This is a genomic window from Brevibacillus parabrevis, assembly GCF_003710905.1.
Lineage (GTDB): Bacteria > Bacillota > Bacilli > Brevibacillales > Brevibacillaceae > Brevibacillus > Brevibacillus parabrevis.
Genome location: NZ_RHHV01000001.1, coordinates 22,173 through 45,809 on the forward strand (window position 1 = coordinate 22,173; position 23,637 = coordinate 45,809).

General features: G+C 50.4%; 21 protein-coding genes and 1 pseudogene. 16 read left to right on the forward strand and 6 right to left on the reverse strand.

The annotated features are described in order from the left end of the window. The first annotated feature begins 24 nt into the window (after positions 1 to 24). A complete protein-coding gene (locus EDM60_RS00140) occupies positions 25 to 1,497 on the forward strand; it encodes an MFS transporter (RefSeq protein WP_122962156.1) in 1,473 nt (490 codons plus the stop codon). 101 nt (positions 1,498 to 1,598) lie between these two features. Here the strand turns inward: EDM60_RS00140 and EDM60_RS00145 are convergent, their stop codons facing one another. Then, positions 1,599 to 2,042: a MarR family winged helix-turn-helix transcriptional regulator gene (locus EDM60_RS00145; protein ID WP_122962157.1), complete on the reverse strand. Its 444-nt coding sequence runs from the start codon at positions 2,040 to 2,042 to the stop codon at positions 1,599 to 1,601. 97 nt (positions 2,043 to 2,139) lie between these two features. On the opposite strand from EDM60_RS00145, the gene EDM60_RS00150 reads away from it, so the two are divergent. From EDM60_RS00150 to EDM60_RS00165, 4 genes and pseudogenes are all read left to right on the forward strand, one after another. Then, the gene (locus tag EDM60_RS00150; RefSeq protein ID WP_122962158.1) at positions 2,140 to 2,622 is read left to right on the forward strand and encodes a GNAT family N-acetyltransferase; all 483 of its coding nucleotides are present in this window, start codon (positions 2,140 to 2,142) and stop codon (positions 2,620 to 2,622) included. Positions 2,623 to 2,749: 127 nt separating this feature from the next. Next, positions 2,750 to 4,234, forward strand: a complete 1,485-nt coding sequence (locus EDM60_RS00155) for an aminotransferase-like domain-containing protein (RefSeq protein ID WP_122962159.1) — start codon at positions 2,750 to 2,752, stop codon at positions 4,232 to 4,234. A 21-nt stretch (positions 4,235 to 4,255) separates the two neighbouring features. Next, positions 4,256 to 5,182 carry a D-alanine--D-alanine ligase gene (locus tag EDM60_RS00160; RefSeq protein ID WP_122962160.1) on the forward strand — a complete coding sequence of 309 codons (927 nt, stop codon included), beginning with the start codon at positions 4,256 to 4,258 and terminating at the stop codon, positions 5,180 to 5,182. Further along, positions 5,175 to 5,354: pseudogene (locus EDM60_RS00165) on the forward strand (hypothetical protein); the annotation flags it as partial. The gene EDM60_RS00160 and the pseudogene EDM60_RS00165, both read left to right, overlap by 8 nt. Before the next feature lie 64 nt (positions 5,355 to 5,418). Here EDM60_RS00165 and EDM60_RS00170 read toward each other — a convergent pair. Next, the gene (locus EDM60_RS00170) at positions 5,419 to 6,186 is read right to left on the reverse strand and encodes an SDR family oxidoreductase (RefSeq protein ID WP_122962161.1); all 768 of its coding nucleotides are present in this window, start codon (positions 6,184 to 6,186) and stop codon (positions 5,419 to 5,421) included. Between the two features lie 279 nt (positions 6,187 to 6,465). On the opposite strand from EDM60_RS00170, the gene EDM60_RS00175 reads away from it, so the two are divergent. The 9 genes from EDM60_RS00175 to cntE are packed head-to-tail and all read left to right on the forward strand — an operon-like array spanning position 6,466 to position 15,743. Beyond that, on the forward strand, positions 6,466 to 7,311 hold the full coding sequence (locus EDM60_RS00175; protein WP_122962162.1) for a histidine racemase CntK family protein: 846 nt from the start codon (positions 6,466 to 6,468) through the stop codon (positions 7,309 to 7,311). A gap of 22 nt (positions 7,312 to 7,333) precedes the next feature. Then, positions 7,334 to 8,140 carry a methyltransferase domain-containing protein gene (locus EDM60_RS00180; RefSeq protein ID WP_122962163.1) on the forward strand — a complete coding sequence of 269 codons (807 nt, stop codon included), beginning with the start codon at positions 7,334 to 7,336 and terminating at the stop codon, positions 8,138 to 8,140. 11 nt (positions 8,141 to 8,151) lie between these two features. Next, on the forward strand, positions 8,152 to 9,453 hold the full coding sequence (locus tag EDM60_RS00185; RefSeq protein ID WP_122962164.1) for an opine metallophore biosynthesis dehydrogenase: 1,302 nt from the start codon (positions 8,152 to 8,154) through the stop codon (positions 9,451 to 9,453). A gap of 37 nt (positions 9,454 to 9,490) precedes the next feature. Further along, positions 9,491 to 11,104, forward strand: coding sequence for a staphylopine-dependent metal ABC transporter substrate-binding lipoprotein (gene cntA, locus EDM60_RS00190; RefSeq protein ID WP_122962165.1), 1,614 nt, complete (start codon positions 9,491 to 9,493; stop codon positions 11,102 to 11,104). 8 nt (positions 11,105 to 11,112) lie between these two features. Then, complete coding sequence (opp1B, locus tag EDM60_RS00195; protein ID WP_122962166.1) at positions 11,113 to 12,045, forward strand: nickel/cobalt ABC transporter permease; 933 nt, start codon at positions 11,113 to 11,115, stop codon at positions 12,043 to 12,045. 1 nt (position 12,046) lies between these two features. Beyond that, positions 12,047 to 12,940, forward strand: coding sequence for a staphylopine uptake ABC transporter permease subunit CntC (gene cntC, locus EDM60_RS00200; protein ID WP_122962167.1), 894 nt, complete (start codon positions 12,047 to 12,049; stop codon positions 12,938 to 12,940). 6 nt (positions 12,941 to 12,946) lie between these two features. After that, on the forward strand, positions 12,947 to 13,768 hold the full coding sequence (gene cntD / locus EDM60_RS00205) for a staphylopine uptake ABC transporter ATP-binding protein CntD (RefSeq protein ID WP_122962168.1): 822 nt from the start codon (positions 12,947 to 12,949) through the stop codon (positions 13,766 to 13,768). Beyond that, the gene (locus tag EDM60_RS00210) at positions 13,755 to 14,498 is read left to right on the forward strand and encodes an ABC transporter ATP-binding protein (protein ID WP_122962169.1); all 744 of its coding nucleotides are present in this window, start codon (positions 13,755 to 13,757) and stop codon (positions 14,496 to 14,498) included. Before cntD ends, EDM60_RS00210 begins: the two co-directional genes overlap by 14 nt. A 33-nt stretch (positions 14,499 to 14,531) precedes the next feature. Beyond that, a complete protein-coding gene (cntE, locus tag EDM60_RS00215; RefSeq protein ID WP_122962170.1) occupies positions 14,532 to 15,743 on the forward strand; it encodes a staphylopine family metallophore export MFS transporter CntE in 1,212 nt (403 codons plus the stop codon). A gap of 90 nt (positions 15,744 to 15,833) precedes the next feature. On the opposite strand, the gene EDM60_RS00220 is transcribed toward cntE, so the two are convergent. After that, entirely contained in the window at positions 15,834 to 16,886 is a 1,053-nt protein-coding gene (locus EDM60_RS00220; RefSeq protein WP_063229073.1) for a 2,3-butanediol dehydrogenase, read from the reverse strand. Between the two features lie 332 nt (positions 16,887 to 17,218). On the opposite strand from EDM60_RS00220, the gene EDM60_RS00225 reads away from it, so the two are divergent. Then, a complete protein-coding gene (locus tag EDM60_RS00225; RefSeq protein ID WP_122962171.1) occupies positions 17,219 to 18,262 on the forward strand; it encodes a LacI family DNA-binding transcriptional regulator in 1,044 nt (347 codons plus the stop codon). Positions 18,263 to 18,335: 73 nt separating this feature from the next. Here the strand turns inward: EDM60_RS00225 and EDM60_RS00230 are convergent, their stop codons facing one another. After that, the gene (locus EDM60_RS00230) at positions 18,336 to 18,941 is read right to left on the reverse strand and encodes a TetR/AcrR family transcriptional regulator (RefSeq protein WP_122962172.1); all 606 of its coding nucleotides are present in this window, start codon (positions 18,939 to 18,941) and stop codon (positions 18,336 to 18,338) included. A gap of 130 nt (positions 18,942 to 19,071) precedes the next feature. Here EDM60_RS00230 and EDM60_RS00235 point away from each other — a divergent pair, with 130 nt between their 5' ends. Further along, entirely contained in the window at positions 19,072 to 20,298 is a 1,227-nt protein-coding gene (locus EDM60_RS00235) for an MFS transporter (RefSeq protein WP_122962173.1), read from the forward strand. Between the two features lie 1,216 nt (positions 20,299 to 21,514). On the opposite strand, the gene EDM60_RS00245 is transcribed toward EDM60_RS00235, so the two are convergent. After that, the gene (locus tag EDM60_RS00245) at positions 21,515 to 22,591 is read right to left on the reverse strand and encodes a hypothetical protein (protein ID WP_122962175.1); all 1,077 of its coding nucleotides are present in this window, start codon (positions 22,589 to 22,591) and stop codon (positions 21,515 to 21,517) included. 67 nt (positions 22,592 to 22,658) lie between these two features. Beyond that, entirely contained in the window at positions 22,659 to 23,513 is an 855-nt protein-coding gene (locus EDM60_RS00250) for a YiiX/YebB-like N1pC/P60 family cysteine hydrolase (protein ID WP_122962176.1), read from the reverse strand. Between the last annotated feature and the right edge of the window lie 124 nt (positions 23,514 to 23,637).

Below are 23,637 nucleotides of genomic sequence, written 5' to 3' on the forward strand. Positions count from 1 at the left end.
ACGGAAAAGGAAGTGCGACTCTGCATGAACACGGCTAATCCGGAGACCGCAAAGGCGATCGATCCAAAGCGCTGGTGGGCGCTGGCTGTTTTATTGCTTGGGACTTTTATGGTGTTGTTGGATTCGTTTATTGTAAACGTAGCGATTCCAACGATTGAAGAACAATTACACGCGAGTACCACACAAATTCAATTCATTGTGGCTGCCTATGTGCTTTCTTATGCTGTGTTGCTGATTACTGGCGCTCGTCTGGGGGATTGGCTGGGACGCAAAAAGCTGTTCATTGTCGGTATGATCATATTTACCGTGGCTTCTGCCTTATGTGGATTTTCGACAAGCGCAGGATTTTTGATTTTTTCACGTGTCATCCAAGGGGTTGGCGCCGCGCTTTTGATCCCCCAAGTGCTGGCTATTATTCAGGTGATCTTTCCGCCTGAGGAAAAAGGGAAGGCGATTGGTTTTTACGGTGCAGTCAGCGGGCTTGGCTTGATCGCGGGACAAATGGTCGGTGGCGCACTGCTCCATTTTGATATCGGAGGGCTCGGTTGGAGTTCCTTGTTTTTTATTAACATTCCTTTTGGTATTTTGGCTGTTTTGCTCATCATTCCATTGATCAAGGAAACAAAATCGGCAGGAAAGCAAAAAATTGACGCGCTCGGCATCTTCATTTTGACGGGCAGCTTGCTGCTGTTGATCTATCCGCTGGTTGTCGGAAGAGAGGCGGGTTGGCCGCTGTGGGTATTCGCAAGCTTTGCGGGAGCGCTCGTTGCTTTCTTCCTGTTTCGCATACACGAAAAGAGAATGGTTGAGCGCGGGGAGAAGCCGTTGATTCCTGCAGCGATTTTTCACGAGCGTTCTTTTACTCTGGGTGTCCTTACCATTTTGGCTTATCAAATCGGCAATAGCGGGTTTTTTCTCGTTGTATCCATAACGCTACAGGACGCTTTGTCCCTTTCTGCCATGGATTCGGCGCTGGCGTTCACTCCGATCGGGCTTGGCTTTTTTATCGCATCGTTGCTTGGGCCGAAGTGGGCAAAGAAAAATGCCCATGTGCTGAAAGTGGGGGCAACGGTCTTGATCGCGGGCTATGCGGCAGTCATAGCGGCGTGTTATGCCTTGGCCGCTGAGCTGTACTGGCAGCAGCTCATTTTGCCATTCTTCCTGATCGGCTTGGGACAAGGTTTGGTTGGCGCTCCGCTGATGGGAACGATTATGTCAGGTGTCGGAAGGGAATATGTAGGAGCGGCGTCAGGCATATTGAGCACTTTCATGCAGACAGCCAATGCGCTTGGAGTCGCCGTAATCGGGACCGTATTTTTTGCAGCTCTCTCAGGGCAAGCAGCAGCTGATATGCACCTGCAGCTAAACGCCTTCACCTTGGCGTTAGGATGCAGTATTTTCCTGGCCGTTGTAACGCTGATTCTGATTATTGGCTTGCAATGGAAAAAGTCCGTTCCGCAGCAAGGCGCTATGGCTAAAGCGGGAAAAGGGACGTAAATCTATACGCTGACAAAAACGCTGCATCCCTGTACTCATAGGGGTGCAGCGTCTTTTATTGTTCAGGCATGTGATGCATGCGTTTCCAGACCAGGCTTAGATTACTTGCTGTTCATTTTTGCTTTGCTCAATTTCTCTTGGATGAGTGCCATTGCCTCGCAAATCTCGTTCACGTCACGATCAGTCAGTCCATCCAGCAATTGCTCGATTTGTTCGTCTGACTGGCTGTGAATGTTATCCAATATCTCTCTCCCTTTTTGTGTTAAAGAAAGGAACGTTTTTCTGCTATCGGTCAGTGAAGTTTTTTTCTCTATGAGTTCTTCTCTCTCAAATTTGCGTAAAATTCGACTCATGTAGCTTCTATCGATCCGAAGCTCTTGCACGAGGTTGTTGGCGATGCATTCCGTTCTCTCGCTGATCTCAAACAATACCCGCGCTTCCGTTAATGTATAATTGGTCTCTAAAATTTGATCATTAAATAAGCCCAGTATCTTCGTATAAAACCGATTGAATTGCCGAATGTCAGAGATGCTTTGCTTATTCATATAGGCTCCTTTTTAGTTGACTTAGTCCACATTTAAGATTAGTATAATTGTACTTTTAAAATGTGGACTGAGTCAACTTTTGAAGGAGAGAAAGCATATGGTTATCCGCGAAATAAGCAAAGAAGACAATGCGCAAATCAAAAAAATCATTCAAGATTCATTAAAATCGCTTGGGCTAGACATCCCAGGGACAGCTTACTTTGATCCGCAGCTTGACGATCTTCACCAATACTATACTCGCTTGAAAAACAGCCAGTATTGGGTGGTTGAAATCAATGGCGAGGTTGCTGGCGGGATTGGCATAGCGCCGTTTGACGAGCGCGAGAAAATTTGCGAATTGCAAAAGCTATATTTAAGTCCCAAAACGCAAGGTCTGGGGTTTGGGAAACAGTTGATGGAAACAGCTTTGGCATTTGCTGCCGAGCATTATGAAAAATGCTACCTGGAAACACAGCACGAGCTGAAAGCTGCGTGCAGATTGTATGAGAAGTTTGGCTTTACCCTTTTACCTGAGCCGCTACCTGGCTCTGAACATTCCGCAATGGATGCATGGTATATAAAAGATCTGAAACAAAGTTGAAGAAGCAAAGCTTGTCACCTAATGGGGGAAGCGAGCAAGGAACCGCCGCACGATGAAAAATCGATCGCGGTGGTTCTTTTTTTTCGCGCGTCTTCTGTGCCATCATTGTAGATGGGGGCGATGAAGGATGTTCCATGATTTCAAGCTCGTCGATGACCGGCCGGTCGTGATCCAAGTAAAAGAATACCTTAAACGTTTGATGATAAAAGGGGCGCTGCAAGCGGATCAGAAGCTGCCGTCCACGCGAGAGATGAGCGGTCTTTTGAAAGTGAGCCGCAATACAGTGATCGCCGCCTATGAAGGCTTGGCGGATGACGGCTTTGCGTATGCGATCCCCGGCAAGGGCAGCTACGTGGCTGCTATAGTGGACCAGTCAGCCACAGATAGTGGAGGAACGGAAGGCCCCGCCAGCTGGCAAGTCGATTGGAAGGCGAAAATGAACGAGTATGCGGTAGCAGCTGTAGAGCTGGACATGATGAAGCAGGGCATACGCGCCCAAAAAGGAACGATCTCGTTTACGAGCATTGCGCCGGATGAGCATTTGTTCGATCTGGGGGATGTAAAGCGGGCGTTTATGGATCGCATGGCGATCGAGGGGCAGGTGCTGCTCAACTACGGCTATGCCAAAGGCTACAAGCCGCTGATGGAATACTTGATGCGCTATATGGAAAACAAAGGCGTGGATATAAGCGGCAAGGACATGTTGATCACAAGCGGGTTTACAGAAGGCTTTGACATGGTGCTGTCCGCTTTACGGCCTTCCGGGCGTCGCGGTGCGGCCATTTGTGAAAATCCGACCCACCATACGGCGATCAAAAACTTGAAGCTGCACGGATTCGAGATAACTGGCATTCCGCTGGAACGTGACGGCATCGATGTGGAGCGGCTGGAGGCAGTGCTAAAAGCCAATCGCTTCGATTTGGCCTACCTGATTCCTTCCTATCACAATCCGACTGGCATCGTCATGTCGCCAGCCAAGCGCAGCGCCGTCATGAATGTCATGAGCCGCTATCAAGTTCCGGTAATCGAGGATGGGTTCAATGAGGAGCTGCGCTACTCGGGAGCGCATGTGTCGCCTTTGATTGCCACAGTGGGAAAAGGGAACGGGGTCATCTACATCGGCAGCTTTTCCAAGGTGCTGTTCCCTGGCCTGCGAGTAGGCTGGGTGCTTGGAGACAGAGCGCTGATCGACACGCTGGAAAGCATCAAGCGCGCACGCACGATTCATACATCCACCATCGATCAAGCGATCTTGTACCAATATTTGCTGAACGGAAATTTTGATAAGTACGTCAAAAAAGCGCGGACGGAATACAAGCGCAAATACGAGCTGACAAAAGCATGCTGTGAAGCGCACCTTCCGGAAGCGCAGCTGTCTGGAGACGGGGGCCTGCACTTGTTTCTTGCTTTCCCGCCAGGCGTTAATACCCGTCAACTGCTGGCAGCTTGCACGGAGCAAGGCGTTATTTTTACGCCGGGAGACAAGTTTTTCATTGCGGAAGGCGAAGGCGTGCATACATTGCGGTTAGGCTTTTCACGGGTAACGGATGAAAATATCGAACGGGGCATTCGCATAATCGGCGAGCAGACGCGCAAATTTTTGCAAGGATAACGATAAAGGAGAGGTGTCACGATGAAAATTGGTGTCATTATGGGCGGGGTTTCCTCGGAGCGTCAGGTTTCTCTGCAAACAGGCCAAGAGATGATCAAACAGTTGGATCGCAGTCGCTACGAGGTCGTTCCCATCGTGATCGATCAGCGGCCGGATTTAATCAGGCAAGTTCAGCAGGCAGGAATTGATGTCGCTCTGTTGGCGCTGCACGGCGAGTATGGGGAGGACGGCACGGTGCAGGGCGCGCTGGAGACGCTGGGCATTCCCTATACAGGCAGCGGGGTCTTGGCTAGCAGTCTGTGCATGAATAAACAACTGAGCAAAATGCTGCTCAAAGCAGCGGGCGTGCACACGCCTGCGGGTCTTTGCTGGCAAGGAATGAACGATTATGACCCGCAGATGGTGGCGCAGCTAGGTTACCCGGTTATTGTGAAGCCGAATACGGGCGGATCGAGCATCGGTGTCCAGCTTGTGCAAAACGAGCAGGAGCTGTTGGCGGCTGTCCAGGGAGCTTGCAGCTTGGGCGAGACGATTTTGATTGAGCCGTATATAAAAGGGACAGAGCTGACCGTTGCGATCTTGGATGGCGAGGTTTTGCCGATTATCGGGATTCGCTCCGCCCATTCGGAGTGGTTCGACTACCAGGCAAAATACGAGGTCGGCGGCGCGGAGGAAAAGGTGATTCAGCTTCCCGCTGTTGTGGAGCAGCGCGTACATCATGCGGCACTGACCAGCTATCAGTTGATGCAATGCAAAGTGTACGCCAGGATCGACATGATTTTGTATCAGGATACACCGTATGTGCTGGAAGTGAATACGCTGCCGGGCATGACCGCCAACAGTCTGTTTCCAAAAAGCGCAGCGGCAGCAGGCATGACCTATACGCAGCTGCTGGATCGAATGATTGCCAGCTCCGTGCATGAGCGGAAACAGGAGTGGGGAAGGTAAGGTGGCAGTCGTACCGGGACGTGTGTTCGGAGCAGGCGGAGAGGGCTTTATTCGCTGCTCCCATGCAAGCTCGCGTGACGATTTGCAGCGGGCGCTGGAGCGAATGGGCAAGTTTAGGCAAGCGGCAGCCTGGCAGCCGCAGCAATCGCCCGGAACAGTCGGAGCATTGTGAAAAAAGGGCGTCTCGCAGTCGGAAAATCGACTTGGGAGACAGCCCTTTTTTGCGTCGAGTGTCCTTACAACCGCGATCCGCCACTGGCGTCAAGCAATTGTCCGGTTACCCACCGACTGTCAGGCGAGGCGAGGAAGGAAGCGATATCTGCCACGTCTTCTGGCTCGCCCCATCTGTTGAAAATGGACAGGCTTGCGGCGTATTTTTGTCCGTCTGGATTGTTTTGCAGGGTGCCAGCATTCATTTCGGTATTGATGATACCCGGTTGAATGGCGTTTACCGTGATGTGGCGGCTGCCAAGCTGTTTTGCCAGCGCGAGCGTGAGGGTATCCATCGCTCCTTTGGACACGCTGTAGGCAAAAACCGTTGGCGAAGCTACGCGCGTCACAAACGACGACAGATTGATGATCCGCCCGCCATCTTTCAGACGAGACAAGGCTTGCTGGATGACAAAAAACGGACCTTTTACATTGATGCTCATGACTTCATCGAACGATTCTTCTGTCGCTTCTTCCAGAGACAAAATCTGACCGATCCCCGCGTTGTTCACCAAAATATCAAACTGACGCTCTCCGGTGCGAGCGATCAAGGCATCATCCAAAGCGGCAAACAAGTCGTGAATACCCGCGAGCGTGCGCAAGTCGGCACCGACGGCAAAGGCAGCACCGCCGTTTTTCTCGATCTCCTGCACGACTTCCTCGGCTTCCTTTTGTCTGCGGCCATAATGTACGGCGACCAATGCGCCATCTTGTGCGAGACGCAGTGCGATGCCGCGGCCAATACCGCGACTTGCTCCCGTTACCAAAGCGATTTTTCCATTCAACTTGCTCATGTCCTCATCTCCCTGTTTGAAAAGTCATGTTAGTTATATCACAGGGGGACATTTGAAATATTGCTCTCTCATTCCTCCGTCTAGGGTACAGATTGATTTCCTGACCATTGTCTCGATATCGGTACTCCGGAGCATGGCGACAAAAAAATATATTTGGAACACATTGACAATCACCAGAATTGTACCATATAGTTATCGGTATTAAAACGTAATGATTACGTTTTTCATTTAAACAACCCAAGATGCTTACGTTAATCATATGTGTAAAGGGTGGGGATCATGAGGCAAGAAGTCGATTTTATCAAGTTCAATCCCACGCAAAACATGACGATTCTGGTGAAAACGAAGCATCTGACGGAGCAGTATTCGCGCATTGCGTCCAGGCTGATGTCCTACGACAGCGTACATGCAGAGCAAGTCGGCTTTATTGAACAGGCGCAGCAGGATGGAGCGCGTGCTCATTTGCAAATGGCGGGAGGTGAATTTTGCGGAAATGCGTGCATGGCTCTGGCTGCTTGGCTCGCCTGGGAGAACGGTCTTGGCCCCAATGAGCGGACAGAAGTCCGGTTAGGGGTATCTGGAGCGGAAGGGCTTGTGAATTGCCGGGTCAACCGCCTCGCGGATGAATACTACTGCCAGCTTGATATGCCAGTGCCGCAGCGTTTGGAGCAGCGCACGATTTCGTACGAGGGCAGCGAATGGAACCTGGCGATGGTCAGATACCCGGACTTTTTGCACGTCGTGATTGAAGCCGAAATCATTTGCGAGGATTTGCGGAAAAGGGCAGAGTCGCTGGCGAAGCTTCTTGGCTCGGTGTCGGAGTGGAGCATGGTCGGGATTTTGTTGTATCAGCCTGTCAGAAACGAGCTTGCGCCGCTCATTTACGTTCCCGAGCTGGACAGCTTGGTTTGGGAGCGCGGCTGCGGATCGGGAACCGCTTCGGTCGGTGCCTATCTCGCCTGGAAGCAGCAAAAAGATACGTCTGTTGAGATCAGACAGCCGGGAGGGACCATCCATGTGGATGCCACTTGGCGAGGGCAGGAAGTCGTTCGTTTGCAAATTGGCGGGTCTGTCGGCATTGTCGCACAAGGCAAAGCGTATATCGAAATAGGGAGCAACAATTGAAGAGGGTGAAGGTGGGAGTGGAGTGATCAAACCAGAACTGTTTCAGGAGTGTGTCCGGGATTTTTGCCAAAGATTTTCCGAATTGGCGAAGGTGTATGACGGTACGATCCAGCACAGCTTCGAGCTTGCCGCTGTGATCGATGAATACTCTGCTTTTGTGACGGCAGAAAGCAACAAGGAAGCCTGGGAATGGCTGGTGCAAAACGAGCCGGAACCATTTCAAGGGCTGATAGCGGATGTGAGGCAGGTGGCGTCGCGTTGCGTGGCGATCATGGAAAAATACCGGGCGTTGAAGCTGCTTGGCGGGCAAGCAGAAGGAGCGGACTACTTCAAAAATATCGAATCGTGCATCGAGGAGGAATTTGGGAGCTTTCAGGTAGGGGCAAACTCCAAAGTGCTGCTGGTCGGCTCCGGTTCCTACCCGATGACGCCTTTATTGATTGCGAAGCGCACTGGAGCGCCCGTCGTCGGGATCGATATAGACGAGGAGGCTATCCAGCTCGGGCAAAAAGTAGTCGATAGGCTTGGACCGGGGCTGCCGATTCAACTGGAGAGATCGTATGTCGAGCAGCTTCCTGTGACGAAGGAGGCGACCCATATCATCTTCAGTTCGACTGTCTCGAATAAATACGAGATTCTCGATCAGCTACACGCGCTGACAAAGGAAGACGTGGTCGTCGCCATGCGGTATGGCGATCACTTGAAGTCGCTGTTCAACTATCCGATGGAAGCGGTCGACGAGCAAAAGTGGAGGCTGGTCGAAACCGTCTTGCGTCCTGAGCATGTTTTTGACATCGCTTTGTATCGCAAAGCAGCAGTCATCCAATAGGGAGGTTGTGTATGAACGTCTTGCAACGAGTGTTGCTGCTGGGAACGGGTCCGGTAGCGGTTCAATTGGCTGTTTTGCTGAAAAACGAGTGGAACTGCCAGGTGGGAATGGTCGGGCGAAAATCGGTGCGCTCTGCGTCGTTCTTTTCGGCAGTCAAAGAAAGCGGCCAGCGCCTGATTGTCCATGTACAAAATGAGCAGCACCGCAGACTGGCTGGGGAATGCGTCCTCGATTACTTGTTTTGCGGGTATCAGACGGTTTATGGCGAGTGGGACACGATTGTTTTGTCTGTCACGGCCGATGCGTACATAGAAGTGTTGCAGCAACTGGATGAGTCGGTATGGCAACAGGTGCGAAGAGTTGTCCTGATTTCGCCGACATTCGGCTCCGGCGGCCTGGTCCGGCAATATTTGCAGGAGCGGCAATCGGACGCGGAAGTGATCAGCTTTTCCACGTATCTCGGCGACACACGCTGGTTGAATGGCGATCCGTCGCATGAAGTCGTGACGACAGGAGTGAAGAAAAAAGTCTTCATCGGCTCTACCAATCTGCTCTCTGCTTCTGTCAAAAGGCTGCGCGAGCTGTACGAGCGCATGGGAATTGCACTGGAAGCCAAGGATTCCCCGCTTGAGGCCGAGACGCGAAATATATCGCTGTACGTGCACCCGCCTTTATTCATGAACGAGTTTTCGCTGCGCGTCATTTTCGGAGAGGAAAAGGTGCCGAAGTACGTGTACAAAATGTTTCCGGAAGGTCCGATCACGCAGCACGTCATTTTCGATATGCTCGGGCTGTGGCAGGAAATCACGAATGTGGTAGAAAAGCTCGGCATGAAAGGCGTCAACCTTTTGCAGTTTATGACCGACGACAATTACCCGGTGCGTCTGGAGAGCCTGTCGCGCCGTGACATTGAGAACTTCCCGTTTTTCGAACCGATCCGTCAAGCGTATTTGCTGTATATCCGCTATACGTCTTTGCTGGTCGATCCGTACTCCGAACCGGATCAAAACGGCAGGTATTTCGACTTTTCCGCCGTTCCGATCCGCACGATGTTCGTCAACAGCGAAGGCAGCTGGGATATGCCGCGCATGCCGAAAGAGGATTACTACCGGATCAAAATGATTCGCGGAATTGCCGCGTATGTGGGCGCTCTTTGCCCGACGATGGACAAGCTTATCGCTACGTATGAAAAGAAACTGGAGGAAGCCGCTGCCGCGCTTGCAGGCGAGTCACTATCAGAGGCGTTTCGCGTGCAAAGCTTCGAGAGCGACGTGCAGCTGGTTTGCCGCGAGCTGGGAAAGGTGCATCACTAGACAGACAAAATGAACAGGAAACGCAGGAGGATCGAGCATGAAAAAAGCACAAGCAGGATGGCTATGGGGAGCAATCGTTTCGCTGCTGGTATTGGCGGGATGCGGAAATGAAAACGCAGCGCCGAGCGAACCGGAGAAGCAAGCCCGGGAACTTGTCATGGCTGTATCCAAAGATATAAAAGATATGAACCCTCATCTGTACACAGGCTCCATGTTCGCGCAGGGCATGCTGTATGAGTCGCTGGTGGAAAATACCGAAGAGGGAATCAAACCGCTGTTGGCTGAATCTTGGGAGATTTCTGGAGACGGCAAGGTTTACACGTTTCATCTGCGAAAAAATGTGACGTTTCACGACGGAGCGCCCTTCAACGCAGACGCTGTAAAGAAAAATATCGAGGCGGTCCAGCACAATGCCGCCAAGCATTCCTGGATCAAGCTGTCGACCAAGATCGCAAGCTGCAACGTGGTGGACGAGCATACTGTCGAGTTGGTGTTGACCGAGCCTTATTATCCGACTCTAGTGGAGTTGTCGATGACGCGCCCGTATGTGTTTGTCTCCCCGAAAAATTTTATCGAGGGTGAAACGAAAGACGGGCTGAACGGTTACAGCGGTACCGGGCCATACAGGCTGGTCGAGCATAAAGCGGAACAGTCCGCCGTCTTCGAAGCGAATGAACAATACTGGGGCGGTGCGCCAGCTATCAAAAAAATTACGGCGAAGGTGCTTCCGGCGGGGGAAACAACGTATTTGGCGCTGCAAAAAGGCGAGGTCAATTTTGCCTTTACCGATGACCGGGGGGCGAACAATCTCGACGTAGAGGCGATGAACCAGTTGGAACAGTCGGGAAAATACCAGATTGTCCGCAGCCAGCCGATGAACACGAACTTTTTGGCAGCAAACAGCAGCAAGAAGGAGAGTCCCGTCCACGACCGCGCTGTCCGTGAAGCGCTCTGGTACGCGATGGACAGAGAGCTGATCAGCAAACAAATTTTTGCGGGAACGGAGCCGCCAGCCGACACTCTCTTTTCTTCCAACGTCAACTATGCCAATGTCGAGTTGAAGCAGCGCGAGTATGCTCCCGAAAAAGCCAAGCAACTGTTGGAGGAGGCAGGGTGGCTCGCGGAGCAGGCAGGCGGTGTGCGCAAGAAAAACGGAGCGGTGCTGGCGATGAAACTCTACTACGATGTGAACTCCTCTGCGCAAAAAATGGAAGCGGAATGGATGCAGGATCAGTTGAAGGGGATCGGGATTCAACTCGACTTGATCGGAGAGGAGTCCTCTTCTATTGCCAGCCGCAGATCCAGTGGCGACTACGATTTGCTTTTCAACCAAACATGGGGACTGGCTTACGATCCGCAAAGCACGATCGCGGCTTTTACTTCTAAGTCGTCCTACTACTATACGACAAGCGGCATTGCGCAGGCGGATGAGCTGTATAAAAAAATCAACGACGTCATGGTGTCGACAGAGGAGCAAGCACGCAAGTCTCTTTACCGCGACATTTTGAATATCGTGCATGAGGAAGCGGTGTTCATTCCACTGACGAACGGCAGCGTCACGATTGTCGCTCCCAAAGATTTGCAAGGCATTTCCTTTAAACAGACCCAATACGAGTTGCCGTTTGAACGCATGTCGTTTGCAACGAAGTGAGGATAGAGATGGGGCGTTATTTGCTAAAAAGGCTGCTGATTTCGATTCCGCTGCTTGTCTTGGTTTCGTTTTGCACCTTTTGCCTGATGCAATTCTCGCCGCTCGACCCGGCAGAGGTGGTGCTGCAAGCGCAAGGCGTACCGCAGATCACTCCGGAGCTGGTGGCGCAGACCAAAGCGGAGCTTGGCATGGACAAGCCGTTTATCGTGCGCTATCTGGATTGGCTCTTGAGCTGCTTGCAGCTTGATTTCGGCCATTCGTACGTCACGGGCAAATCGGTCTGGTCGCTGCTCGGTCCGGCTTTTGTCAATACGCTCAAGCTGACTTTGGTTTCAGTTGCCGCCATTCTCGTGCTGTCTGTCGCCCTCGGGGTTATATGCGCCCTGCAAGCAGGCAAGCGGACAGATCAAGCGGTCAGAGCCGTATCCTTTTTGCTGGCTTCGCTTCCACCCTACTTGCTGGCGGCGATATTGGTCTGGTACTTCGCAGTCAAGCTCGACTGGCTGCCGACGAGCGGCATGGATTCGTACAAAAGCTACTTGCTGCCTGTCGCTGTGACCACGATTGGCTACGCAGGCATTTATTTTCGCATGGTCAGGAGCGCGGTGCTTGGCAACTTGCATGAAGAGTATGTGCGTTACAGCCGGGCGTGCGGGCTGCCGGAGCGAAAAATCATGCTGCATGTCATAAGAAATTCGTTGCAGGTGACTACCGCCGTATTTTGTATGGCGATCCCTGTCATTTTAGGAGGCACTGTTGTGGTGGAAAACGTCTTTGCCTGGCCGGGGCTGGGAACGTTGAGCGTCAAAGCGATCATGAGCCGGGATTTTCCGCTCATTCAGGCGTACGTGCTTGTGCTGGCAGTCGCTTTTATTTTGTTCAACACGGTTTCAGATGTGCTTCAAGCGGCGTTGAATCCAAAGCTGAGGGAAGAGTTGTAGCATGAAATGGCTGAAAAATGCGCTTCACGACAAAGTCGCCATGGCATCGTTCACTTTTCTCGTGTTGATTGCGGCAGCCGGGATTTTTGCCCCGTTTCTGGCTCCCCATGATCCAAAAGCTGTGCATATGGATATGCGCTTTGCTCCGGCTTCGTGGGAGTATCCGCTTGGCAATGATCAGTTGGGGCGATGCGTCTTGTCCCGGCTGATCTACGGCATCCGTCCCAGCTTGCTGTGGGTGCTCGCAGCGCTCGTGTTGTCTGTGGGCATCGGGGGAATCGTCGGTTTTGTGGCCGGATATTTCCGCGGGCGGCTGGACGCCGTTTTGATGCGGTTGTGCGATGTCATGCTGTCTTTTCCCGGGTATGTGATGACTTTGGCCATCATCGGGATTATGGGAGTGGGCCTGGAAAATATTTTGATTGCGTTTGTCCTCTCCAAATGGCCCTGGTTTGCCAGGGTGATTCGCACCTCTGTGAGACAGTACGCAGAGGCGGATTATGTCCGGTTTGCCAAAGCGATCGGGATCAGCGACTGGCAAATCATGACGAGGCATATCGCTTTGGTGGCGACTCCCGACATCGCCGTGATTGCCAGCAGTTCCTTGGGGTCGATGATCTTGCAAATATCCGGGTTCTCGTTTCTGGGGCTGGGAATCCAGGCTCCGAACGCCGAGTGGGGCATGATGCTGAGCGAAGCGCGGGAAGTCATGTTTTCCCGCCCGGAGCTGATGCTTGCCCCTGGTTTGGCGATCGTCCTGACGGTTTGCGCGGTCAACTTTTTGGCGGATGCGCTTCAGACAGCCCTGGACCCGAAGCTTGGGCGGAGCAGGCAAAAGCCGCAAGCGCTCGTTTCCGCCCTGGATACCGGAATCAGTGGAAAGAGCGGGAGGTGATTGCACATGGCTGTACTGGAAGTAGCGGATTTGCAAATTTGGGACAGCGGCACGAATCAATGCCTGGTCGCTGGCAGTTCTTTTCAGGTAAAAGCCGGGAGTTGTCTGGCGATTGTCGGGGAAAGCGGGAGCGGGAAGTCGCTGACCTGCAAGGCGATTATGCGGCTGAACGACAGCGGGCTTCGTCAGTCTGGAGAAATCCGGTTCAAAGGGGAGAACTTGCTGGCTCTCTCGGAAAAAGAGATGCGCCAAAAGCGCGGGAAACAGATTTGCCTGATTGTGCAAAATGGGATGCGTGCCTTTGACCCTTCATGCGTAGTTGGGGTGCATCTGCTTGAGACGATTGCTACTCACTTTGACTGGGGGCGTGACGAGATAACGACCAGGCTGACAGCGGCCATGGAGAGCGTCATGCTGAGAAATCCGCGGGAGATCATGAACAAGTATCCCCACCAGTTGTCCGGAGGGATGCTGCAACGGATCATGATTGCCCTGGCGCTTGTGCTTGCCCCTGATCTCATCATCGCCGATGAGCCGACGACAGCTCTCGACGCCGTCTCGGCCTTTGAAGTGGTAGAGCAGCTCATGGCTTTGCGTCAGAACACGGGCTGCGCGATGATTTTCGTCTCGCACGACTTGGGCGTCGTCAAAAAGATCGCGGATGAGGTGCTGGTCATGAAGGAAGGGGCAGTGGTCGAGAGCGGAGCGGCGCACCAGATCTTTTCCAAGGCGCGGCATGAGTATACGCGTTATCTCGTGTCCAACAAGCTTGCGCTCAGCCAGCGATTCAGCCAGGTGATGGGAGGCGTGGACGTTGCTGAAGGTTGAAGGGGTAGCGAAAGCGTATAAAAAAGCAGGTCTTTTTTCCAGAGAAAGAGAGCAAGTGCTGGCGGATATCCATTTTGCCTGCGATTACGGAGAATGTCTGGGGATCATCGGGGAGAGCGGAAGCGGGAAGTCGACGCTGGGACGGCTCGTGCTGGGGATTGAGCAGCCGGATCGCGGAAGCATTTTGTTCGAGGGAGAGAGCGTGACGAAGCGCAGGGGCCGAGCCGGGAAAATCAGCGCTGTGTTCCAGGATTACACTTCTTCGATCAATCCGTTTTATACCGTCGAAGCGGCGATTATGGAGTCGTTGCGCTTGATCGGGATGGGAGGGCAGGAGGCAAGTGACAAGCTCGACTTTTTGCTGGATCAGGTCGGGCTTGATCGCTCCTATCGCCAAAAGCATCCGCATGAGCTGTCCGGGGGCGAAGTGCAGCGAGTGTGCATCGCAAGGGCTGTCGCGACAAATCCCACGTGCATCGTCCTGGACGAAGCGATCAGTTCGTTGGACGGTTCCGTGCAAATGCAGGTGCTGCAATTGTTGAAGCAGCTCGGGCAGACATACCGCATGAGCTACCTGTTTATTACGCACGATTTGCAGGCGGCGGCTTATTTATGCGACCGGGTGATGATCGTACATCGCGGACGAGTGGTAGAGACGGTCGCGGTCGAGCAACTGAAAGACGTACAGTCTGCCTATGCCAGAAAGCTGTTGGGCATGGTCATGCTGTAATGTAACGACGACAGACAAGGAGGGAGAGCTGTTGTGAAGGGAGCGTTGGCCTGGCCTTTTTTGCGGTTGTATGTTTTGACTCTTTTCTATTTTAGCGCCAACTCCATACTGAATGTGATCATTCCGCTGCAAGGCTCATCGCTGGGGGCTTCCAATACGACCATCGGGATAGTCATGGGGGCGTATTTGTTTACGACAATGCTGCTGCGCCCGTGGGCTGGTCACATTATTCAAAAGCGCGGGCCGATCAAGGTGCTCCGCACGATTTTGATCCTGAACGGGGCGGCGTTGATCCTGTACACGTTTACCGGACTGGAAGGGTATTTTGTCGCTCGCATGCTGCAAGGGGTGTGCACGGCCTTTTTCTCCATGGCTTTGCAGCTCGGCATTATTGATGCCCTGCCGGAAAAAGAACGCTCCCAAGGGATATCGATGTACTCGTTGTGCGCGTATTTGCCAGGGATCGTCGGGCCGCTTTTGGCTTTGGGCATCTGGCAGCCCGGGGAGATGGGCAGCTTTGCCGTCACGATGATCGCGATTGCGATTTTGACGGGTGTGGTCGGGTTCACCGCCAAAATCGACGATCCAAGCGATGGGCAAGCCGGGGCTGGCGGGCAAGGACAGGCGAATGCGAATGGAAAAGCGGAAACCTTTTCGGCGTTCGGCCCATTTTTCAAAAATCCGCACTTGCTCGCATGCAGTGTGCTGATGCTGACATCCTCGCTTGTATTCGGGGCGGTGACTGCTTTTATTCCGTTGTACGCACTGCAAATTGCCGGCGGTCATGCGGGAGTTTTCCTGATGCTGCAGGCGGGAACGGTCGTTTTGGCGCGGTTTGTTTTGCGAAAAAAAATTCCTTCCGATGGCAAATGGCGCGCTTCTTTTATTATGGGAGTGATGCTTATACTCGCTGTCGCGGCACAGAGTGTGAGCTTGTCCGCTGCGGGCGGGTTTGTCTTCTTTTACGTAGGGGCTGTGTTGATGGGAATCGCGCAGGCGCTGCTCTATCCGACATTGACCACGTATTTGACCTTTGTTTTGCCGCAGGCAAGCCGCAATGTCCTGATCGGTTTGTTTATCGCCACAGCCGATCTCGGTGTTTCGCTCGGCGGGATTATCATGGGGCCAGTCGCGGATTTGTCTTCGTATTCGTTCATGTATATGCTGTGCGCTTTGCTGGGAGTGGCTATGACCTTGTTTGCCTATGAGCGGCGCAAAGCGCTGACAGAGGCGAAGGCGGCGTAGAAAAGAAAAAGGAGCGGAAGGCCGGAGTGTAGCCAGCCTGTCCGCTCTTTGTTTTGTGAGAGGGATTCATGATATTGGAATCGTTTTCGGTTACGCTTTTGGACTGACGAGGATTTTCACCTGATTTTTCTCTTTCAGGAGCGCTTCGAAGCCGTGATCGACGATTTCGTCCAGCTTGATGCGTTGGGTAACGAGCTTGTCCGCCGGGAAGAAGCCTTTTTCCATCAGGCTGATTACGGCCGGGAATACGTCGCGGTAGCCGATGATGCCAGTCATGGAGCGTTCTTTCATGACGATGTTGTTCGGCTTGATCGACGCTTCGCGTTCAAAGATGCTGACGATCATGATTTGTCCGGCGATTTTCGTAGACTCGATCGCTTGGGTGAGAACTGGTGGCACGCCTGTTACTTCGAAGGCAATGTCAGCCCCGCCGTTGGTGCGGTTGTGAATTTCCTGAACCACGTCGTATTCTTGTGGGTCGAGGACGATTGCGCCCAGCTCTGCTGCCTTGCTTTTGCGCTCAGGAGACAGCTCGACAGCGTAAATTTCTGCTGCGCCTGCCGCTTTCAACGCTTCGATCACGAGCAATCCGATTGGTCCGGCACCGAAGACGACTGCTTTGTCTCCTGCTTTCAGTTGGCTGGAACGCACAGCGTAAAGAGCTACAGCAGATGGCTCGACCAGTGCGCCTTGCTCATAGGAGAGGCTGTCCGGGATTTTGTGAACCATGTGTTCGTCGCAAGCAACGTATTCCGAGAAGCCGCCACCGCCGCCAGCGAGGCCGAGGAAGCCCATTTTGCTGCACAGGTTGTATTTGCCCTGGTTGCAAGCCGCGCAAGTGCCGCACGCGAAAACAGGTTCAACAACGACGCGGTCGCCAACCTTGATATTTTGTACGCCTTCACCGATCTCGACAACTTGTCCGGAAAATTCATGTCCCATGACAATTGGCGCTTTTTCGCCAGTGAGCGGGTGAGCGGTTCCTTCCGGGATGAAGATTGGTCCAGCTACGTATTCATGCAGGTCGCTTCCGCAAATGCCGCACCATTCCACTCTGATTTTTACCTGTCCTTTGCGAGGTTCAGGTTGTTCGATTGTTTCCAGACGGAGGTCCTTTAAACCATGCCAGCGTAACGCTTTCATAAATGGTCAGCTCCTTGTAGGTGGATAAAATATATGATGATCGGAATCAGTAATTAAAACAGGAAACGTTTCCGAAAAATAATATGTCATAACTTTGACATATTGTCAAACTGTAATATCGAGTGAAAATCGTGCGACTGATTGTTGAGTGGGAAATCGAGCGAATGTTTTTGGTTTGGCTGAAAATATCCGTTGTTGCATGCGTGAAGGCTCTGACCGGGCGTGGCGTTTGCATTACCGCCAGAGCCGCGTGTGATATAATAACGATAATAAAAGCGGCAGATTCGTAAGAAAGCAGAAAACGATTCCAAGCAGGAAAGGAAAGCATTGCATTGGATACCAATCATAAAGTGACGATTGAAGACGTGGCGAAAAAAGCAGGGGTAGGAATTGCTACTGTGTCGCGAGCGATCAATGACAGCGAAGGGATCAGCCCGAAGACGAAAGCGCTGGTTCTCCAGGTGATTGAGGAACTCGGATTTACCCCGAACACTTCTGCGCAGAGCCTGAAAGTACGCCAGACGTATCAGATCGCGCTGGCTGTGCCGGACATTCGCAACGCGATTATCCCGGACATTGCCTGGTCTGTGGAGCAAGCGGCGAAGCAGCACGGCTATCGCGTCGTGCAAATCAACACGTCAGGCAATGCGCGGACCGAGCTGGAGACTGTCCGCGAGGTGAAAAAGCTGCACGTGGACGGGCTGATCATCATGCCGCTCGCCTACCCGAAAACGCTTGTTCCGCTGATCAACAAGGCGAGCGTCCCGGTTTCGATTATCAACTACGGGAAAAGGCTTGAAGAAAACGTGAAGGCCGACGTCGTCAGCATGGCTCGCCAGGAGGGGCGGCTTGTCATGGAGCATCTGATCAAAATCGGGCGGACGCGGATTGCTTACGCCGGGGCGCCTAAAGACAAGATCGAGGAACGCTACTTTGCGTACGAAGGATCGCTCAGTCACGTCGATCCTTCGCTGGTGTATTTCGGCGAGGACTTCTCCTTTGAGACTGGCCGCCGGGCCGCTGACTATTTTTTCAGCCTGAAAAACATGCCGGACGCCATCTACGCGGTCAACGACATGGTGGCGATTGGGATCGTGAATCGCTTCAAAGAGCTGGGCGTTCGCGTTCCGGAAGATGTGGCGATCGTGGGGATCGACAACAATGTCTGGACGACGATCACGACTCCGCAGATCAGTTCTGTGTCCATCATGGGGGAGGAAGTGGCACGGCTGGCTACCGAGCTGCTTTTGAAACGGATTCGCGAAAACGGTTCCGGTGCATATGAGCGGGTACAGTTTGAACCGAGGCTCATTGTCAGGGAATCAAGCGTGGCGATGATTCGCAAGTCGCCGATGGATAACGAGCTGCCAAGATGAAGGAAGCCGAGAGCTGGACAGGAAGGAATTGCTCCTGCGATCTCTCGGCTTTTTTTATTGGGGAAAAGCCGATTTATTTCAGCGGCTCTTTTGTCAGCAACAGACCGTTCAATAAAGCGGTGAGGCTTTGCAACGCTTTGGACAAATCCGCTTCCGGCGCGTCGGAGTTGGCGAGCCAAAAGGCAGTATCAGCCAGGCCGCCGTTCAACAGCCGGGCAAGCGCTTCGTGGTCTGTTTTGACAATCATGCCATCTTCCATCAACTGGCGGAGCGTTTCCGCCATCGTCGCCAGGCATTGGGACTGGGAGGATTGCCAGTAGGCATTGCCCAGGATGGAAGGTGCGTCCCGCAGGACAATGCGCTGAATCTCCGGCTCAAGCGCCATGGCGAGATAAGCGCGGCAACGGCAGACAAAGCCTTCCCATGCATTTTCCGCTTCTGTGGAGATGGTGGCGAGCTTTTCGTCCATTTCTGCGTCGATTTGCTTGACCACTTCTGCGAGCAGACCTTTTTTGTCTCCGAAATGATGGTAAAGCGCTCCGCGGGTAAGTCCGACAGAGGCTGTGAGATCGTCCATGGATGTGTCCGCATATCCGATTGTGCCAAAGGCTTGTCTGGCTGCACTTACCAGCTTGGCGCGGGTTTCTGTTAGCATTTCTTGGCGTGTCTTGCGGGTCATGGGACTCCTCCTGTTTGATTGGTATGGATTGACATACGTCGCGTATGTTTTTATGATATTGGCATACGGGACGTATGTCAACTTGAAAGGACGGTCGTGACAAGTCATCCTACATTTACGGAGGTGCATCATGTTTCGCTCATACCGTGAGATATTTCAAACTCCTGGAACGAAGGGGTTTTCTGCGGCTGGCTTTATTGCCAGAATGCCGATTTCCATGATGGGGATCGGAATCGTTACCATGCTGTCTCAGCTGCGAGGCGAGTATTGGCTGGCAGGTGCTGTGGCAGCGACGTTTGCCTTGGCATCTGCGCTCTTGGCTCCCCATATCTCGCGGCTGGCTGACAGGCTGGGGCAATCCCGCGTGCTGCTGCCTGCTGCGGGGATCAGCGTAACCGCTGCTGCTATTTTGCTTTTATGCACAAGGCTCGGGGCGCCGGACTGGACGCTGTTTTTGGCAGCGCTGTTCGCCGGGGGAATGCCGAACATGGCAGCGATGGTGCGCGCTCGCTGGGCTGCGATTTTGGGCGGCTCCCCCAAGCTGCACACCGCGTTTTCTTTTGAATCGGTGGTGGATGAGATTTGCTTTATTGTCGGACCGATCGTTTCCGTAAGCTTGAGTGTGGCAGTCTTTCCCGAAGCGGGGCCGCTGTTGTCTTGCCTTTTCTTGCTGACAGGAGTGGTGCTGTTTACGCTGCAAAAGGGTACAGAGCCAAAAGTGCGCCCTATTGATCCTGAGGAAAAAGGGAGCGTCATCAAGCTCGGCTCCTTGCAGGCACTGGTGTTTACGCTCGCAGCCATGGGTGTCATTTTTGGCGCGGTGGATGTCGTCACGGTAGCTTTTGCCGAGGAACAGGGCAACAAAGTCGCTGCGAGCATCGTGTTGTCGATATACGCAGTCGGCTCGTGCCTGGCTGGGCTTGTGTACGGTACGCTCAGTCTGAAAGCGCCTTTGCACCGACAATTTTTACAGGCAGTCGCGCTGTGCATGGTCATGATGCTGCCGCTGTTTTTGGTGAGCAACCTCTTCTCCCTCGCCATCGTCGTGTTCTTCGCTGGCCTGTCAGTGGCGCCAACGATGATTGTGACGATGGGGCTGGTAGAAAAAATTGTCCCGCGATCGATGGTGACAGAAGGCATGACATGGGCCATTACAGGCTTGGGGATTGGCGTGGCGTTCGGCTCTGCGGCAGCGGGCTGGGTGATCGACGGGTTCGGTTCTCACGCAGGCTTCATGGTGGCGATTGTGGCGGGAGTTTTGGCCATGCTGATCGCGGGATTGGGTTATCGTTCGTTGCGCTCGGCGCATATTCGCGCCATCTCGCGCGCGGAGGAAGCAGCTGTGAAGCATGGGTAAAGGCGTGTTTGGTAGGAATGTTGCCGTTGGATGCGACTATGAGAAAATTGGAGATGGGATGAGAGTGTGTAGAACGACACTTTTTCTTAGAGTTTTTATAATGCTCATTCGCAAAATAAAGATAAGAGCGGAAATGAAACCTGTTAAATCAATGATGCGCTGAGAACTGGTCTGCCAACTGCTTACATGAATTAAGGAAACCAACGGATGGACAAAAGTAGTTTAGCTTAGCATGCACATTGAACTGTAATACGATATTGTATTTGCTCTGAAATACGGAAGACAGGTGATTTACGGCAAATGAAATCGAAAGCAGGAAAACTCTTGTGGGAGCTGTACGAGCGAAAAGGGGAGAAGTAGTTGTAGAGGAAGCTTGCGCAAATCATATTAATACTGGTCAGCATTCTTTCCCAACTAAGTGTGTCCGAATTCATGGGGGACTTAAAGAGAGAAGCTCACTGATGATTTTTGAAAGTTTGAAAATATAAAGTAACTATAGGGAAGTCGACAGTCCTGTTGAAGAATATATATGTGGAGACGATAGGATGAAGCAGGAAAGTGATTGAAGAATACAAACGAAGCCATCTGTGGGGGAATTTTGAAGGTTAGCGTTCAGGTGAGAGATAGAGGAAGTGAAGTAGAGACAGCGTTCACGTTTAAGGTTTGTAACAGCAGTTGGGAGCAAAAAAGGAAGGAGCCACAACTTTCAACATCACGACAGGTTGTGGCTCATAACTGAATGAAGTATATATGTTGCCCAATATAGAGCATGCTCTTGGTTCAACAAACTGCCAAGTAACGAAGAAAATAGCAGCCCCATTACGTAATTTTTTGACACGTTAATCTGGAAGAGCATTGTATAGGCTCAATAGTAAATTACGTATGTTGATCTCCTCAGTCCTCCCTGAAATTATGAATTAATTTTCTAAGCAAGCTCGCGATTCCCATTCCAATAGATGCAGTAAGCAAATTAATAAATAGAAATGAAATTGACCAAGTCAATGCAAAATATTTTAGGAACAGAATCCCTAGCATCGCATTAGTGAATAAAAGGACAAGAAAATGAATCTTTGGTAAAAAAAAACGTAAACACCCAGTGATAATTATAGAAAGTATATGAAATGCAATTAAATAAGAACCAATAAATATTAAAAATTCCATAATTCCACTTCCTTTGAAGCGAATTGTTAAACAACAAATTACTTTTTTGAACTATCTAATTATTGGTTATATCGAAGTCAACTAATCTTAGATTATCTAGTTTCTCAAGATAAAAATTAGCTAATACAGAGCCATCATCGATGCTATATTGCCGAATAAGTCCTTCATATTTATAGGATTTTCCGTAATATGCTTTATCAAATGTATATAGAACGTGTAATACTTTGCCTTTAATTTTGGATTGGATACTAATTAAATGCTCATTTGATTCATTTTGCAATTTCAAGACACTATTGACCTTATTTTGTTTTATCTGAATAAAAACTCCATTATAGAACAGCACATGTATTCCTTGGTAAGCAGGAAATATTTTAAATACTTTACCAGTTCCGTTTGTAAGGGGTATCTCTTGAAGATTATCTGCTGTATCTATAAATAGCAATTTTCCATCATTAGAATACATATATATCAAATCGTTACTTGTGGTAATGGATCTGAACTCAAATCGGGGAGATCTGCCAAGTACAAATTTTTTTACTATTTCACCATTGAAATTTACTTTTAATATTTGCTCTTCTTTAACTGTTGGGTCAAATGTTAATACATATATATGATTATTAAAAAAGGTTCCGCTTGTGAAAAATCCATTATTTAGAACAAATTCGACAGGTTCACTTTTAGCGTTAAGTAAATATATTCCACTCGTGTAAGAAATAATTCCCTTCTCTTTTTTTTGCCCCCAGTTGGTGATAAATGTAATTTTATCATTGTTATAGAATGTATTTGTAATTCCTTTTCCTGACTCAATTCTTTTCTTAATTAACCGTCCATTTTTAGAAAGAATATAGTAATCGCCTTTATATCTAGAAGAAATATAAAAATCATTCTTATGCTTAATAAGACTATTTAATGCTCCTTGGTCAATACTCTCTTCATTTATTTTTTTGTCTTCAGAATATATCTCTAATTTACTTTTGTTCTCTATAAATGAAGTGCGAAGTATTATGTAATTTTCTGCATTTTTATTAATCTTATATGAAAGTTGTCCGGTGCTTAACATTATTATACTTAAAACACCTGTAACTCCAAAAACTAACAGAAAAAATTTAAAACGTAAATATTTACTTCTCATAGACTCTCCTTTTTAATATAGACAGAAAGGTAGGAAAATACGGGATTTTCCTACCTTTCTTGTGCTTTTAGATACCAGCACTGTAGAATGGGATAACCTTCGAAGAATTAGCAATATCTTCTGGCCATACTTCATCTCCGCCATCAGAATCTAGGTTAAAGCCTTGGTTATACCATGCACGCCAGACTATTTGTGAGCAGTAGAAAGATGTAGTGTCCCATTTGTCGAAGTAATTAAAGTTGTAAGGTTTGTACAAGTTGTCCTCAGCGTATAGTGCAGCGTCAGTGTAGTCGGATAAAGAAGCTTTTTTTACGTGATATCCTGCCACAGTATCGTATCGATTTGCCCAGTCATTTATGTGCCAATAAACGCCGTCAATTTTCGGCGCTTGCGGACTCCACCCTTTTGCGAACGACTCTATAGTCCAGGAGTTGCTATCCTCAGATACAATAGCAGCATGACCTCCGTAAAACGTACCTGAACTTTCTGATCCAGAATCAAGTGTAATCAGTATATCGCCATAAGTGCCAATCTGCCCGGTTCCAGATGTCGTTTCCAACTGAAGTTCCCCAGATTCTTCATTGTAAGAGAAGTTCTGTTTCTCAAATTTAGGATCGATTGACGTAATAATACGGATCATCTCAACCTTTTCATTCTTTTTCCCTAGGTTGGCTTTCTGTTTGTCTACTTCGTCCTTAAATTCTTCACGTTGTTTTTGGATGATTTTCGACCAGTTCTCCCTTGTCTGTTTGAGTCGTTCTTGTCTCTGGTTCAGCAATTTGATTACCTCTTGTTCGCTTTTCCCACTTGCTAAGGCAACTTTTTGAATTTCCTCATTGTTATACTCTGATTCAGCATTCACGATACTTAATGGGCTGGATATTAATGCAAAGATAGCAAAAGCGCTCAGTAACTTTTTCATAAAGTCCTCCTAAATTAAAATTGTAATGATATAAACAGGATGGAAATTGCGAAAAACTTACCTTTTTGTCCCGAAGTGTAAGTAGATAACTTTTTATGAAAAATTTTACATTTTTTATTTTGTA